Source organism: Enhygromyxa salina (assembly GCF_000737335.2).
Taxonomy (GTDB): domain Bacteria; phylum Myxococcota_A; class Polyangia; order Nannocystales; family Nannocystaceae; genus Plesiocystis; species Plesiocystis salina_C.
In genome coordinates this window covers 35205-49499 of the sequence record NZ_JMCC02000040.1, presented here as the reverse complement: position 1 = coordinate 49499, position 14295 = coordinate 35205, and the positions used below count along the sequence as shown (strand labels likewise).

Sequence of the window (14295 nt, the reverse complement as noted above, 5' to 3'; positions counted from 1 at the left end):
GGCTTCGCGCTGCCCGGTCCCTCGCAGGGCTCGCGGCGAGCCATGGCCGAAGAGCGTATGCTGTGGCGGATGTCCGGGGGGCTGCAGCGGGTCGTGGTTGGGACCTGCGTGATCGCGCCAGCGGTTGGCTGCGGCGGCGGGGACGAGACGGCGCCGGTGCTCGTGGAGGCCGCGTTCGAGGATCCGAGCACGCTCGTGCTGACCTTCTCGGAGCCGATCGCGAGCGTCGTGGACGTCGACCCGGTCACGCACTTTCGGCTGGGTAGCGCCTTCGCGCTCGAGGCGCTCGACCTGACGGTCTACTACGACCTCTCGCACCACTTTGGTGGCGGCTTCCCGGGGTCGGGGGGCGATGCGTCGGGGCCCTGGCAGCGGCATGGGTTCACAGTGGTGTCGCGGGTCGAGCACGGCGACGATCCCTCGCAGCTGCGACTGTCGATCTCGTACCCGATCATCTACTACGTCTGTGACAACCTGGCGCTGGCCAGCGAGATGGGGATCCCGGCGGGCATTCACCTGCACTACGCGCAAGCTGGGTTTCCACGGGTGACCGACGAGGCTGGCAACCCGCTCGCGGACATCGGCGCGTGGTGGGTCGCGGCGAGCTTCTCGACCACGCAGCCGGGCGAGTTCCCCGAGCTGGACATGCGGATGCCGATCCCTTGCCCAGAGCTGTAGAGCTCTAGCGAAATTGTCGGGGTCCACGGCGCGCGGGCGTGGCCGCGGGGTCCTGGCCAAAGTAGTCGCGCAGCATCGCATAGAGCTCGGGATCGTCGTCGCGCAGCTTGTGGGGGCGCTCGAAGAAGGTCTCGACCGCGACGGCGAAGAACTCGGCCTCGTTGGTTCCCGCGTAGTCGCGCAGGGTCTTCTTGTAGCGGTGCGAGCGTAGCTTGCGGAGCCGATCGGTGACGACCTCGAGCCACGGGGCGCTGCTGGCCCAGCTCGCGCCAACGGGGACACCGTCGACGTGGCCGTCGGCCATGTCGAGCACGTGCGCGAGCTCGTGAAGCCCGACGTTGTGGCCGTCGCGGCGGCGAAACCCAAGGGCGAGGTCGCGCTTCGAGTACAGGATCGGTCCTTGGTAGTGGACCATGCCGGCGATGTCGGCGTGGTCTTCACTGGCGTAGTCCTCGTCGAAGGCGCGCGGGTGCACGACGATGTCGCGCATGCGTGGCCACTCGAAGTTGGGCATGCCGTGGCCCAAGATCGCGGCCGACGACGCGATCAGCAGGCGGGTCTCGTCCTCGACCTCGAGCTGCTGCGGGCCCTGACCGGCGCCGTAGATGTGCTGCTCGGCCAAGAAGATCCGGACGTCGTCTTCAAAGCGTTGGCGGGCCTCGCCGTCGATCGGGAGCTGGCGATAGAAGTCGACGCGACGCTCGAGGATCTGCCGCCAGTGGGTGGGGAAGGGGTTGGCAACGAGGGCGCGCCGCTTGTGGTAGGTGCCCGCCATCCACAGGTACCAAGCTGCGCCCAGCACCAGGCCGACCAGCGCACCGGGCCACGGCCACGCCGAGAAGACCGCGCCGAACAACCCGAGCGCCGCGAAGCTCAGCGCGACGCCGAGGTGCACGCGGATCTTCGCGGACGGCCAGACTTGCACGGCACCAGCATAGCGCTGGCTGCGAGGCGCGACAGCGGCGGGCGGGCAGCGCGGGCGACCCCACCGCCGCGGTCGCGAGCGCTGGTGCCGATCGTAGGCTCGACCGCGAAGGTGCGGGCACTTGGCGACACGCTGGCCAGTGACTCAAAACTCGGGCGCGAGGGTCAGCTCACAGTCGAGGTCGAAGGTGTCGTACAGCGTCGAGCCACCCATGCTCTGCATGTGGGCCAGCACCGTGCAGTTCGCGTCGTAGAGCCCGTCGGCATACAAGAACAAGCCCTCCTCGTCCTCGTCGATGAACTCGACGCTGTACGAGGTGAATCCAGTGGTCACGGGGTCGACGCATGAGTCGATGAAGGTCGGCGCGGGGCAGTCTCCGTCACAGTCCATCTTGAACAAGAACGCATGCCCCGAGAGCGAATAGACACACGACGCCTCACCATTTTGCCAGCCATCCACGCTCACGGCGTAGCCACCACCCGCCCAGCCGATCGAGCCATGGATGAAGCGGGCGATGCCCTGCACGGGGTGGATCAGATCGAGGGTCGCGTGCTGGGCCCACGCGTCAGGCCGATCGTCGCAGAAGGTGTCGTATGGCTCGCAGTACTCCTGATCCGTGGTGTCGAGGGTCAGCGGCGCCAGCCAGGTCTCGAGCGTCTCGTCCATGACCGCGAGCGCTTCGCTGGTGACCTCGAAGTCCTTCTCGAAGTGGGCCGCGAGCATGGTGTCGTCGTCCGCTCGGCGGATGACCGACCAACGATTCCTGCATCCGATCGGGTTCTCGAAGCAGCCCCAGGTGTGGCCAAACACGCGGACCTGGGTGCCCAACGCGAACTGTTGCAGGATCGTTCCGTTGTCCTTGGTCGCGAAGCGGATCCGCAGATCAGGCTTTCCATCGAGGGTTGGATCGCCATCGCCGTCGCCATCACCGTCGCCGTCGCCATCACCGTCGCCGTCACCATCGCCGTCGCCGTCACCATCACCATCGCCGTCACCATCACCATCGCCGTCACCGCTCGTCTCTGCGTGGCTGGCAGTGCCCGCGTTCACGAGCTCGTCGCTGCACCCGCTCGCGCACCCCAGCATCAGCCCCGCGAGGCTCAGCGTCATCCATTTGCACTCGAGCGACATGCGGCAATCGTACCGCACGGATCTGCCGAGCGGTGGCGCACAACCGCTCAGGCCTCCACGCGACGCATCAAGTCGAGGATGTCCTCGCCGAAGCGATCGATCTTCACCGCGCCCAGGCCGGGGATCCGCGCGAGATCCTCGAGGGTCTGCGGGCGCTGCCGATCCACGGCGGCGATCACCTTGCGATGGAACACCATGTAGGGCTTGCACGAGAGCCGGCGGGCCATTCGGCGCCGGTAGTTCTCGAGCTCCCGGGCCAGCTCGCTGCGTCCGCGGGAGCTCCCTGCCTGTTTGGTGGTCTTTGCCGAGCGCGCTGGGGTGGCGCCGGCGAGCCATAATTTTTCGTACTTGCGACCCTTGATCACGAGCCGTCCGGCAGCGAGCAGGGCGTCCAAGCCCGCGAGCACCTCGGCCTCTTTGTGGTCCGCGAGCGCGCCGTAGCACGCGAGCCGATGCAGGCCGAGCGCCTTGACGGACTTGGCCGTAGATCCCCGCAGCGCCCGGGCGAGGTTGAGCCGACCCGTGGGCTTGGGCAGCCCAGTCAGCGACGCCATGATCGCGTCCTCGAGACCCGCGGGCACGGGCACGACCTTCGCCGCAGGCTTGGGCGTGGACAAGATCGGCGTGGCCTGTCCGCGGCAGCAGTCACACCGCTCGCACGCTTGGACCGCCTGGGTCACGCCAAAGTACGCACCCATCGCTTGTTGCCGACAGCCGTCGGTGTGCACGTAGGCGACCATCGCCTCGAGGGCCGACTCCACGCGCGCGCGCTGGGCCGCCGAGCACCGCTTGGGGATCCCCAGGCGCCGCTGGGTCATGAGATCCGACGCGCCAAAGAACAACACACAGCGCGAGGCCAGCCCGTCGCGCCCGGCCCGGCCGGCCTCTTGATAGTAGGCCTCGACGCTGCCCGGGGTTGCGAAGTGGACCAACAGCCGCACATCGGGGAAATCGACGCCCATCCCGAACGCGTTGGTTGCCACCAAGACTCGCTTCTTGCCGCTCGTGAACGCGGCCTCGGCCCGCTCGCGGGCCAGCTTGGTCCGGCCGGCGTGGTAGTAGCCCGCGCCCACCTTGGCCTGGACCAGCGCCTTGCACACGCGCTGGGTCTGCTTGCGGGTCGAGCAGTACACCAGCACCCGGCCGCGCTCGACGGCGGCGATCGCCTGCGTGAGCGCGGCGACGCGGGCGGCGTCGGTCTTGATCGCGTGGACCTCGAACGCCAGGTTGGGTCGGGCCAGGCCACCCTCGACCCGCTCGGGATCGACCAGCTGCAGACCCAAGATGAGCTCATCGAGCACCCGGCGGGTCGCGGTCGCCGTCAACGCGATCACCGGGCAGGTCACGCGTCGTCGCAGCTCGTGCAGGCGCAGGTACTCCGGGCGAAAGTCGTGGCCCCACTGGCTGACGCAGTGCGCCTCGTCGATTGCGAGCAGCGCGACCTTGGCCCGCGCGAGGCTCAGGCGAAACCGGTGCTGGGCCGCGCGCTCGGGCGAGACATACAGCAGCTCGAGCTCGCCGGCCTCGAACGCGCGCACGACCTGGCGCTGCTCGGCGGCGCTCAGGTTGCTGTTGAGCGCCGCGGCGGTGACCCCAAGCTCACCCAGCGCCCGGACCTGGTCGTGCATCAACGCCAGCAGCGGAGAGATGACCACGGTGCAGCCACGCCCGGCGCGGGCCATGGCGATCGCCGGGACCTGAAAGCACAAGGATTTGCCGCTGCCCGTGGGCAGCAGCACCACCGCGTCGCGTCCGGCGAGCACGGCATCGATCGCGCGCCGCTGGCCCGGGCGAAAGTCTGGGTGGCCAAATAGCTCGCGCAGCACTCGGGTTGGCTCGTCGAGCTGTGGGTCGGGATCCGCAGGCCCGGCGCTGGCCTGTTCCGGTCGCTCGTCGCTCACCGCGAAGATCGAGAGCTGCTGCCCGCTCGAGCGCTGCCGCGGCTTGGTCACGGCGAACGCTAGCACGCCAACGCCCGGCCCGAACCCCGGCCCGAACCCGCGTCAAACGACCCGGCTCAGCGGCAGCGACGGCGGAGCACCGCGAGCAAGCCAAGGCCGAACACCAGCAACGGCGCGCTGCGTCGGCGGTTGTCGTCGGTGTTGCAGGCGCAGCCATCGTCCCCGAGTTGACTCGGGCCGTCACCGGTCTCTTCGCCGAGGCCGTTGTCACCCTCGAGCGTGCAGTCGGACCTGCAGCCGTCGCCGTCTTGGTTGTTGCCGTCGTCGCAGGCCTCGTCGAGCTGAACGATCCCATCGCCACAGCTGGCCGCTGCGCAGGCGTTGGTGCACGCGTCGCTGTCGTCGTTGTTGGCGTCGTCGCAGTCCTCACCGGCTTGGATGATGCCGTCGCCACACGCTGGCCACGCGCAGTCGTTGGTGCAGTCGTCGCCAGGCTCGCGGTTGCCGTCGTCGCAAGCTTCGTCGAATTGAAGGATGCCGTCGCCGCAGGCCGCCGGGACGCACATGTTGGTGCATGCGTCATCGTTGATCCCATTGCCATCATCGCAGCCTTCGGCGGCCTGAACGATGCCGTCCCCACAGGTTGGGGTCGTGCAGGCGTTGGTGCACTCGTCGTCGGGGATCATGTTGGCGTCGTCGCAGCCTTCATCGCCCTGGACAATGCCGTCGCCGCAGCTGGCCGCGACGCACGCGTTCGAGCAGCCGTCGTCGTCGTCGGTGTTGGCGTCGTCACAGCTCTCGCCGGGACCCACGTAGCCGTCGCCGCAAGCAGCCTGTGCGCACGCGTTGGTGCACGAGTCGTTGTTGTTGTCGTTGGCGTCGTCGCACTGCTCGACGCCAGCCCAGGTGTAGCCGTCGCCGCACGTTGCGATCATGCAGGTGTTGAGGCAGGCGTCGTGGTTGTTGTCGTTGGCGTCGTCGCAGTCCTCGTTGCCGAGCCAGATGTGCCCATCTCCGCAGCTGGCCTGCACGCAGGTGTCGAGGCAGCCGTCATTATTGTTGACGTTGACGTCGTCGCAGGTCTCGCTGCCCTCAACCACCCCGTCGCCGCAGACCGGGTTGACCACGTAGAGCCGGATCGCGGCGTCGGAGCTCTTGTGGTTCTCCACTTCTGGAAATGGATAGTTTGTGAAATTCGGGTTGTTGACGACAGATGAAAAATTGCCGGTTGACGCGGGCGCATAGTCGAATTGCCAGTCGCCGCTTGGCACCGAGATGGCCCCAATGTCGTACTCACCGGGCTGAAGCTCGAGGTTGAACACATCCGACTGCTTCCAGCTCATTCCGTCGTCCACGAAATTCTTGTGAGGGCTGACATAGATGAGGTCGTGCCCTGGGTGCGTGAAGACGACAAACTTCACATCACCGCCAATGGTGAGATCAACCCGTACCGCGATGCTGGCGAGGGTCTGGGTCTCGTTTGTAACCACGACCCGTGCGCCCGGCGACTTGCCGGAGGGGCGGAACGACACGTTATTGTCCCCATTCCAGCTGTCAAACGCGAGCTGCGGAGGTCCGGCGAAGGCCAGCCCTGGGGCCAACACGAGGGCGGCGAGGGTGACAGACCAGATGAGCGGATCGATGAGCTTGACGGCCACGAGCAAATTCCTTGGCGAAGTTCGAGATCGAATAGGTGTAGCCTTGCGATACTGCTCCGTTCGTCGCGCGAAAGTTTGGCGGGGTCGCTGCGGGCCCACGCAGCTGAACTCCATGCCGGTTGTGGAGTCAGGCGAGCTGCGAGGGTGCGATCGTCAGACAGATGCCGCCGCAAGCGCCCCGTGACGAGGTGTTGGTATATCGAGTGCCAATTGTCCAAACGGCCACTCAGCGTAGCTGAGCGGCCGTTTTTAGATCTCTTCTGGATCTCTTCGGGCTCGCGCCCAAGCAAGACTCAGACCTTCAGCACGACGGCGGCCGCCGTATCGCCCGCTGCACAGCCAGCGAACAGCACATGTCCGCCACCGAGCATCCGCGCCTCTTCGATACCCTCGGCGATCAACCGGGCCCCGGTTGGCCCCTGCGGGTGCCCGAAGATCAGCGAGCTGCCGAAGTTGTTGAACGACTCCGCGTCGATCTCCATGTGCTTGGCGAAGTACAGATCGTTGACCGCAAACGGGTTGTGGGTCTTGATCACGGCCATGTCGCCGATCCCGAGCCCGGCCTCGGCCAGCGCCCGCTTGGCGGCAGGCACGACGGCCTTGGCCATGTAGCCCTTCTCGACCCGGGCCTGCGCATAGCTGAGCAGCTGGATCGGATCGCCGTCGCGGCTCCACGCGGCCGCCCGCTCGCGGCTACACACCAACAGGCCCGCGTTGCCGTCGGCCGGGTGGGTCTGGCTGCCAAACGTGACCGTGCCGGCCTCGCCCATGGCCGGGCGCAGCTTGGCCAGCCCTTCGGCGGAGGTCGGGAACACGCCCTCGTCATACTCGACCGTGGCCACGACCCGGCGGCCGCTGGGGTTCACCTCCACGGGCGTGATCATGTATCGCTTGTAGAACCCCTCGTCCTTGGCCCGCTGGTATTGGTGGTGGCGGTGCAAGGTCAGCGCGTCTTGCTGCGCGCGGGTGATGCCGGCCTCGCGCGCGACGTTCTCGGCGGTCTCGAGCATCGAGTTCTTTGCCCACGGGTCGCGCGAGAACGAGTCCCACACCCAATCTTCGGCGTCGGGCTTGCTGCCCGGGGCGAGCGGGTTGGGGTAGACGAGGTGCGGGCCGTTGGAGGTCTTGTCGGCCAGCAGCACCAGCGTGGCTTCGTTGTCGTTGCACTCGAGCTTGCCCGCCGCGTGGGCCAGCGCCGCCGCCGAGGTCGCGCAGGCTTGTGACACGATCGCGCCGGTCAGGCCCTCGGCGCCGATCATCCCTGCGACCCACGGGGCCGCGTAAAAGCAATTGGGCGAGGGGATCGTCCAGCCAACGACCAGCTCGGCGAGCTCTTTGGGATCGACCTGGCGATCCGCGAGGGCTGTGCGCGCGACCTCGGCGGCGAACTTCAGGGGATGAAGGGAGGCGAAGCTGCCGCCCCACTTTGAGAAGGGAGTGGACCAGTAGCCGCCAGCGGGCAGGAACGCCTTGTCAAAACGCATGCGCAGATTATCGCCGACGCCGCGCCAGACCTGTCTGGGCGACGGCGCATGCCGAGGTGCGGATCCTCCGACGCCGAGGAACCTCCAGCTCGCTAGGAGCCCGTGGTGCAACGCCTCACGCCGCCTCGCTTGGTCTTTCCGCCGAGCTCTTCGTCGCCGAAACTTCCAGTACGCCCGGTACAGGTGCGTTTCGGCTCCTCAATCTCGACGAAAATCCCGGCGCGAGGCGACGCGATGCATTGCACCACGGGCTCCTAGGGGACCCGCGGTCTTCGCTGCCCACGGTGAACCAGTCGACGAAAGCAGCGAACTGTCTGTGCTGGTCATTTCCCGGTAGCATTTGGCGAATGGCTGCTCTGCACCGCGCCGCGCTCACGCTCTGCTCACTCTCGATCTTGTCGCTCTCAGGCGTTGCGTGCGTGGCGAGCCCGCCTCAGGCCAATGCCAACGGCAAGGCCAACGACAACGCCAAGCCCGAGGTCGTGTGCAAGCACGTGCGCGACGTCGCGGCCAAGACCAACAGCGACGTCGAGGCCCTCGACGTGGTCCAGCGCGAGTGTGTCGAGACGCTGTCCCAGCTGTCCACGCGCTACCAGACCTTCACGACCTGCGTTGACCTCGCTGGCGACGCGACGGCCGTGCTGCAGTGCGAAGAGGCCCTGGCCAAGCCGCGCTCGCTGCTGGCCGCGGCCTCGCCAACCGCCAAGCTCGAGGCCCTGTGTGATCACATGCTCGGTCTGGTCTGGACCGAGCTTGGCGAGATGGCCAACAACATGACCCCGGACGAGTTCAAGCAGCTCCGCGACAAGTGCGTGTCCGAGGCCGCCTCGCAGATCGAGGCCAAGGGCGCCGAGCAGTTCAACAAAGAGGCCGAGTGCATCATGGCCGGGCAGAACCTAAAGGACATCGAGGGCTGCAAGCTCTAGAGCGCCAATCAGTTTGAATTCACGACGCCAGGCACATCTGGGGCCGCTCCTGCCGTTGTCGGTCGGCGCTCGCAGTATGCCGGTACTGGAAGTTTCGGCGACGAAGAGCTCGGCGGAAAGACCAAGCGAGGCGGCGTGAGGCGTTGCACCACGGGCTCCTAGCCCCGAATCAAGCGCTGCGCGCTCGACTCGGGCCTACTATGTCTTCAAGGGGGCTTTCGAAAGCCCCTCGCTTCGGCGGCGGAGCCCCCTTCGCTCACCCCAAACGCTCGCCTGTCGGCTCGTACTAGCCCCAAATCACTCACCTTTTCCAATTCAGCGCTTGATTTGGGTCTAGCTCGAGCGCGAGCGCGTGCAGCTCTTCCAGCCCGACCGGGGCCTGGCACTTGCCGTTTAGCGCCTGCTTCCAGCGCCGCGCGCCCGGTCGACCTGCGAACAAGTTCATCAGCGGTCGCAGCAAGATCGTGGGGCTTGGACGTCCGCGCTTTGGTCCGCGCGGGACCGCCAACCAATCCTGGACGTGCTCGAGGTAGGCGGCGACCACCTCGGGTCGCGTGGGGTCGGGGTCAGCCCCACCAAACAGCGCGCGGTCGGCCGCCGCGAACATCCATGGATCATCCCAAGCCGCGCGTCCGATCATCACGGCGTCGACCTGCTCGAGCTGCTCGTGGACCTGCGCGAGGGTGCGGAACCCTCCGTTGATCTCGATGACCAGCTGCGGGAACGCCCGCGCGAGCTGGTGGACCTCGGGGTAGCGCAGCGGTGGGACGGTGCGGTTGTGCTTGGGCGAGACCCCGTTGAGCCACGCCTTGCGAGCGTGGATCGTGAACCGATCACAGCCGGCAGCCGCGACGATCGCTACGAAGCGCGCCATGTCTTCGTAGCGATCGAGCTCATCGACGCCGATCCGATGCTTGACCGTGACGGGCACGGTCACGCTCGCGCGCATGGCCAGCACGCAGGCGGCCACGCGCTCGGGCTCGCGCATCAGACAGGCCCCAAAGTTGCCGCTCTGGACCCGATCTGACGGGCAGCCGACGTTGAGGTTGATCTCGTCGTAGCCACGCTCGACAGCAATTACGGCGCAGCGAGCTAGCGCTTCGGGGTCGTCGCCACCAAGCTGCAGCGCGAGCGGATCGGCGTTGGCGTCGTAGCCAAGCAGGTGATCACGATCGCCGTTGAGGATCGCCGGACACGTGATCATCTCGGTGTAGAGCAGCGTGTGGCGGCTGATCAGACGCAGCAGTCGGCGAAAGTGCCGGTCGGTTCGATCCATCATTGGAGCCACGCTCAGCGGCCGGATCACGCCGCGGATCAGCTCCCGTGAGCTGCGGTTGGCGTGCTGCTGTTCGCGAGTCGGCATCGGTGACCGGGCAGCCTAGGGCACGAGCGCGCGCTGGGCCAGCCACACTGATCTGAAGCGCAACGTAGATGTAACTGCATGAATTCATTCAAAATGTTTGCAGTGCAAGGATTCTCTATCTAGGGATCTCGCCCCTTTGGCGCCGGCATCGCCCCGTGAACCGAGCGGTTGGGCTCGCTGCGCGGGCGCAGGCCCTTTGGGGGTTGGATCTGTGGACGCACACCGATAGACTCGCGCTCGGTTCAACACCACCGACTCGACCACCCCCACCGACCCAAGGTTTTCCGAAATGAAGAAGTTCCGCACCCTGATGGCCCTCCTCGTTCTCGCTCCCATGCTTGGCGCATGCGCTCCCGCCCCCGCGGACGTCTGCCAGCATGTCGTTGATCTGATGAAGAAGGAGCTTGGCGAGCAAGTCGACGCGATGCCCGAGGAAGAGATCACCAAGATCAAGGACAACTGCGTCAAAGAGGCGGAGAAGGAGAAGGAGATGAAGGGCTCGATGGAGTACAACAAGCAAGCCAAGTGCGTCATGGCGGCCACCTCCCTCGAGGGCCTCGCCAAGTGCGAAGAGGGCGACAAGAAGGAGTAGCCTTCGTCGCCTTCTACGCTGCCAGTCGCACGGCGACTCGCACTGTAGTTGCACCGTAAAAGGGGCCCGTTCGCGGGCCCTTTTGCGTTGGTTCGCGGTGTCACGGCACCGGCTGCGTCGTCGGTGGTACGCCCGCGCAGGTCCAACGAAACCCGTCGAGCAGCACGACCGAGTCGTAGTCGTCGTCGGTAAGATCGAACACCGCGAGGACCAGCTGCACGGTCTCGCCAGGCGTGACGCCGAACCCGGTCGTCAGCCATCGGGTGCCCGCGTGGCCTTCCATTCCGAACCCGTCGAGCTCGTCGCTCGTGTAGTCGGTGAAGCCTGCGTTGACCGTGATCGGGTTGCCGGCGGCGTCGAACGCAGCGTTGCCGGTCCAGCTCTCGGACTCGAGCCAGGCCACGAACATGTCGTTGAAGCCGCCGCCCACGAAGTCGGGCCACTCGACCGACATGAACGCGAAGTCGAACGCGAGGCCGTAGGTGTGCTCGGGGACCGTGAGCCCGACCCGGAGCTCGGCGTAGTCCCAGACCTCGCAGCCGCCACCGCAGGCCGACCATTGCTCGTACAAGCTGTTGGAGCAGTCCCCGGTGCCGATCAGGCTGGGGTCGTCGACGCAGGTCGAGGTGTCATCGACCGGGTCGACCTTCAGCGGCGGGGGCAGGTTCGATGGCCCCACTCCGTGTTGGGTGCTCGGGCACCACTTTGGCCAGTCGTTGGCGGGACACACGGCCTCGAGCTCGGCCAGGTTCAGCGACAGGTGGGCCGCGAGCCCGGTCGACATGATCAGGAATTTCTCGCCCTCGCGAACTTCATAGGGGCCGAGCGGGCCCGTGTGCGCAGCGATCGCGCCCGCGGGTCCCGAGCTGCCGCCAGCCGCTGGCGTTCCGCCCACACAGTCGAGGCCAACGACCTGCAGGGGATCGTCGCTGTTGGCGTCGCAGCTGAGCAGGGCAGGGGGGGCGCACTGTCCATCAGGGACGTCGAGCGCCGGCAGATCCATGAGCGGGTCGCCGGATGTTGGCGTGCCTTCGCTGTTGGCTTGGTCGCGCACCCCGACCACCGTTGACAGCTCGCAGCTGGTCGCGAGCAGGGCGAGCAAGGTCAGCGCGCCTTCCCTGACCTGCCTGACCTGCCTGCTGCGACGCACGCCCGAAGCTTAGTCGCTATTGGCCCAGCGCGTCGCGGACCCGGCGTGCGAGCGGACCGTTGGGCCAGCGCTGCAGGTACGACGTGGCGACTTGCTCGGCCTCTGGGCGGCGGTTGAGGGCGACCAGCGCGAGGATTGTGTAGCCGGTGCGCTCTTGGATCATGGCGCCGTTTGGAAACTGTTGCTCGGCGGCCTTCATGATCGCCAAGGTCTGGGCGGGATCGCTGGTGAGCAGCTTGCGGCCAGCGTTGATCTGCTTGGCCTCGTCGGCCAGCGATGGCGCGGGCTCGGGGGCGATCGCTGGCTTGGCGGCCGGCCGCTCGTGGGCTTCGGGCGCGGTCGCGGGCTCGGGCTCGGGTTCAGACGCGGCTGCTGGAACTGGCGCCTTGGCTGTCTCAGCCGGGTTGGTGGCGGCCGGATCTGCGGCCAGATCTGCGGACGGAGCCGCTGCGGCCAGATCTGCGGACGGAGCCGCTGCGGCCGGTGCCGCCACGACTGGATCTTCGTGGGCATCGGCGATCGCTACCACGCCCGCGTGATCGCCCGTTTCGTGCGCGCCCGATCCACTGGCGAGCCAACCGGCCCCGACGCCGCCGCTGATCAGCACGGCCGCGATCACGACCCACCCGAGCACGCTGGTGCCCGACGGCCCGGCGGGCGCGGCCTGAATCGTCTGTTGGAACCGCTCGAGACCCGCGTCGACATCGTAGGGCAGCGGCGCCTGGGCGCTCATCGCTTGCAGATCATCGCGCAAGATCCCGCTGAGCGAGGGGTCATCGAGGAGCCGCGTGGGCGCGAGGGATTCGGGGTCGGTCATGTCATCACCGGGGTGCGTGGAGAAGCGCGGACGGGCCGACGCTCTCTCTCGACCATGCGTGCGTGGGCCTCTTTGAATTGCTTGCGAGCCTTGTGCAGGCGCGAGTAGACGGTGCCGACTGGGATGTCGAAGGCGCCCGCGATCGACTGACACGGCTCGCCCTCGAGCTCGAACAAGATGAAGATTGCGCGGCGATCGGGATCGAGGCTGTCGAGCGCGGCTTGGACCCGATCGAGGGCTTCGTTTGTCTCTGCGGCGCGGGCGGGATCCACCTCGCGGCTGCTGGCGTCGGTGACCGTGTCTTGATCCGGCTGCTCGCGGGAGCGCCGGCGGCTGCGGCGGGACACGCTGGCGACGCGGATCGCGATCTCGGCTAGCCAGGTGGTGGGTCGAGCGCGGCCGTCTTCGATGAAGCCGCCGCGCCGGTGGGCGACGAGGAACACTTCTTGGACGAGATCGTCGACTTCCACGGGCCCGGCTCCCAAGCGGTGCAGGAAATTGGCCACGAAGCCAGCGTGCTCGCGAAACAGCGAGGCGGCGTCGTGGTGCCTGGGGGGCCGGCTAGACATCCATGGCCTTCATGCAGCTCGGTCTGGGATCCTTCACGGGATTAAAACTCGAAGCGGGGCCCGACCGCGACCACAGCCGCCGCGACCGGGAGCCGCTGGCTGGCCAGCAGCTGGCCCGTGTCGCTGCGAACGTCGATACGCGTGCGCTGAAGCGGAAACACGCCCTCGACCCGCAGCTCGAGGGCGAGCGGACCAACCAGCTGGATCGCCACGTCGAGCGCGGCGATCCCCGCCAGCCACGGGATCGAGCGGCGGAAATTGGTCGAGAAATCGTGGCCGGCCGCGATCGTCGCCCCCGCGGCCACGGCCGCGCAAGTGCGCAGGCGAACCGCCCTTGGGGTGCTGCCCCAGCACAGATCCAAGCGCCCGGCCGCGACCGTGATCCCCACGCGACCTTGGTCCAGGGCAAAGTTGGGCAGGTGCGTGGCCAGGGCCCCGATCCGCACGTCGAAGTGCGCGAGCGGGCGCACGTCGAACAACAGCTCGCCGCCGCCGCTGAGCGCGGGGGTCAGGCCCATGAACGCCGCGGGGGCGACCGTGAGCCCCAGCGCCGGGCCGGAGCGGCTTGGGGCGGTCGCGTCTGATCCCCTGGGGTGGCGCTCGAGCAGCGGGAGGTCGCCATCGCCGGCCTGGATCTGTTCGACGGGGGGCGGCGCTTCGACGATCCCCAGCGAGCCGGCCAGCGTGTCGTCGAGGGCGATCGCCAGGGCGAGCGCGACGACTGCGTGCAGATCCGTGCAGCTGTCTGGCGCGGGCGCGAAGCTGCGATCCACCGCGATCTCGTCGCCAACCTTCAGGGTAAAGCCGAGCGTGTGCGGGTCTTCGGTCGAGCCGAGCACGCGGATCGTGACGCGCGGATCAACCTCGTCTTGGTCGCGCCAGCTGCGGAGATCTGCGAGCAGCGTCGCTCGATTCAGACAGGTCACCCCAGGCTCGACGCTCAGCGCGTCGTCAAGGGTTCGCGTCGGCTTGATCTGCGGGGCGCGGGTGGGCTCCACGCCGGGATCCGAGCTGGGCGGTGAGGCGTGAGCGCTCGCGCTGGCGACCCACGCGATCACGCCAGCGGCGAGCGTGATCGCCAACCGAGCCGGGCACCGGTGG

The 14295-nt window shown here is 67.5% G+C and carries 13 protein-coding genes; 3 read left to right on the top strand and 10 right to left on the bottom strand.

Annotated features, from left to right (window positions below; translation table 11 throughout):
* Window positions 1–42 precede the first annotated feature (42 nt).
* Window positions 43–678, top strand: a complete 636-nt coding sequence (locus DB30_RS16510; protein WP_052549967.1) for a hypothetical protein — start codon at window positions 43–45, stop codon at window positions 676–678.
* Window positions 679–682: 4 nt separating this feature from the next.
* Here DB30_RS16510 and DB30_RS16505 read toward each other — a convergent pair whose 3' ends face one another.
* From DB30_RS16505 to DB30_RS16485, 5 genes are all read right to left on the bottom strand, one after another.
* A complete protein-coding gene (locus tag DB30_RS16505; protein WP_052549965.1) occupies window positions 683–1603 on the bottom strand; it encodes a M90 family metallopeptidase in 921 nt (306 codons plus the stop codon).
* Window positions 1604–1747: 144 nt separating this feature from the next.
* Window positions 1748–2734: a hypothetical protein gene (locus tag DB30_RS16500; protein ID WP_052549963.1), complete on the bottom strand. Its 987-nt coding sequence runs from the start codon at window positions 2732–2734 to the stop codon at window positions 1748–1750.
* Window positions 2735–2781: 47 nt separating this feature from the next.
* On the bottom strand, window positions 2782–4686 hold the full coding sequence (locus DB30_RS16495) for a RecQ family ATP-dependent DNA helicase (protein ID WP_165703802.1): 1905 nt from the start codon (window positions 4684–4686) through the stop codon (window positions 2782–2784).
* A gap of 65 nt (window positions 4687–4751) precedes the next feature.
* On the bottom strand, window positions 4752–6293 hold the full coding sequence (locus DB30_RS16490) for a DUF4215 domain-containing protein (RefSeq protein ID WP_165703801.1): 1542 nt from the start codon (window positions 6291–6293) through the stop codon (window positions 4752–4754).
* Window positions 6294–6586: 293 nt separating this feature from the next.
* Window positions 6587–7777 carry a thiolase family protein gene (locus tag DB30_RS16485; RefSeq protein ID WP_052549958.1) on the bottom strand — a complete coding sequence of 397 codons (1191 nt, stop codon included), beginning with the start codon at window positions 7775–7777 and terminating at the stop codon, window positions 6587–6589.
* 347 nt (window positions 7778–8124) lie between these two features.
* Here DB30_RS16485 and DB30_RS16480 point away from each other — a divergent pair, with 347 nt between their 5' ends.
* On the top strand, window positions 8125–8703 hold the full coding sequence (locus tag DB30_RS16480; protein ID WP_146659216.1) for a hypothetical protein: 579 nt from the start codon (window positions 8125–8127) through the stop codon (window positions 8701–8703).
* Window positions 8704–9004: 301 nt separating this feature from the next.
* Here DB30_RS16480 and dusA read toward each other — a convergent pair whose 3' ends face one another.
* Window positions 9005–10066 (bottom strand): tRNA dihydrouridine(20/20a) synthase DusA, encoded by a 1062-nt coding sequence (gene dusA, locus DB30_RS16475; RefSeq protein WP_146659214.1) that lies wholly within the window; start codon window positions 10064–10066, stop codon window positions 9005–9007.
* Window positions 10067–10376: 310 nt separating this feature from the next.
* Here dusA and DB30_RS16470 point away from each other — a divergent pair, with 310 nt between their 5' ends.
* Complete coding sequence (locus DB30_RS16470; RefSeq protein ID WP_146659212.1) at window positions 10377–10658, top strand: hypothetical protein; 282 nt, start codon at window positions 10377–10379, stop codon at window positions 10656–10658.
* A gap of 100 nt (window positions 10659–10758) precedes the next feature.
* On the opposite strand, the gene DB30_RS16465 is transcribed toward DB30_RS16470, so the two are convergent.
* From DB30_RS16465 to DB30_RS16450, 4 genes are read right to left on the bottom strand one after another with little or no spacing between them, the layout of a single operon-like run.
* Window positions 10759–11808: a choice-of-anchor L domain-containing protein gene (locus DB30_RS16465; protein WP_146659210.1), complete on the bottom strand. Its 1050-nt coding sequence runs from the start codon at window positions 11806–11808 to the stop codon at window positions 10759–10761.
* Between the two features lie 16 nt (window positions 11809–11824).
* Window positions 11825–12625, bottom strand: a complete 801-nt coding sequence (locus DB30_RS16460; RefSeq protein WP_052549950.1) for a hypothetical protein — start codon at window positions 12623–12625, stop codon at window positions 11825–11827.
* Window positions 12622–13194 (bottom strand): RNA polymerase sigma factor, encoded by a 573-nt coding sequence (locus tag DB30_RS16455; protein ID WP_146659208.1) that lies wholly within the window; start codon window positions 13192–13194, stop codon window positions 12622–12624. The genes DB30_RS16460 and DB30_RS16455 overlap by 4 nt, the downstream gene beginning before the upstream one ends.
* Before the next feature lie 41 nt (window positions 13195–13235).
* Window positions 13236–14276: a hypothetical protein gene (locus DB30_RS16450; RefSeq protein WP_052549946.1), complete on the bottom strand. Its 1041-nt coding sequence runs from the start codon at window positions 14274–14276 to the stop codon at window positions 13236–13238.
* Window positions 14277–14295 lie beyond the last annotated feature (19 nt).

Excerpts from the sequence above, each read along its gene's own strand:
- DB30_RS16485 (WP_052549958.1), bottom strand. The coding sequence starts at position 7,777 with ATGCGTTTTGACAAGGCGTTCCTGCCCGCTGGCGGCTACTGGTCCACT.
- DB30_RS16455 (WP_146659208.1), bottom strand. The coding sequence starts at position 13,194 with ATGTCTAGCCGGCCCCCCAGGCACCACGACGCCGCCTCGCTGTTTCGC.
- DB30_RS16480 (WP_146659216.1), top strand. The coding sequence starts at position 8,125 with ATGGCTGCTCTGCACCGCGCCGCGCTCACGCTCTGCTCACTCTCGATC.
- DB30_RS16510 (WP_052549967.1), top strand. The coding sequence starts at position 43 with ATGGCCGAAGAGCGTATGCTGTGGCGGATGTCCGGGGGGCTGCAGCGG.
- DB30_RS16500 (WP_052549963.1), bottom strand. The coding sequence starts at position 2,734 with ATGTCGCTCGAGTGCAAATGGATGACGCTGAGCCTCGCGGGGCTGATG.
- dusA (WP_146659214.1), bottom strand. The coding sequence starts at position 10,066 with ATGCCGACTCGCGAACAGCAGCACGCCAACCGCAGCTCACGGGAGCTG.
- DB30_RS16470 (WP_146659212.1), top strand. The coding sequence starts at position 10,377 with ATGGCCCTCCTCGTTCTCGCTCCCATGCTTGGCGCATGCGCTCCCGCC.
- DB30_RS16460 (WP_052549950.1), bottom strand. The coding sequence starts at position 12,625 with ATGACCGACCCCGAATCCCTCGCGCCCACGCGGCTCCTCGATGACCCC.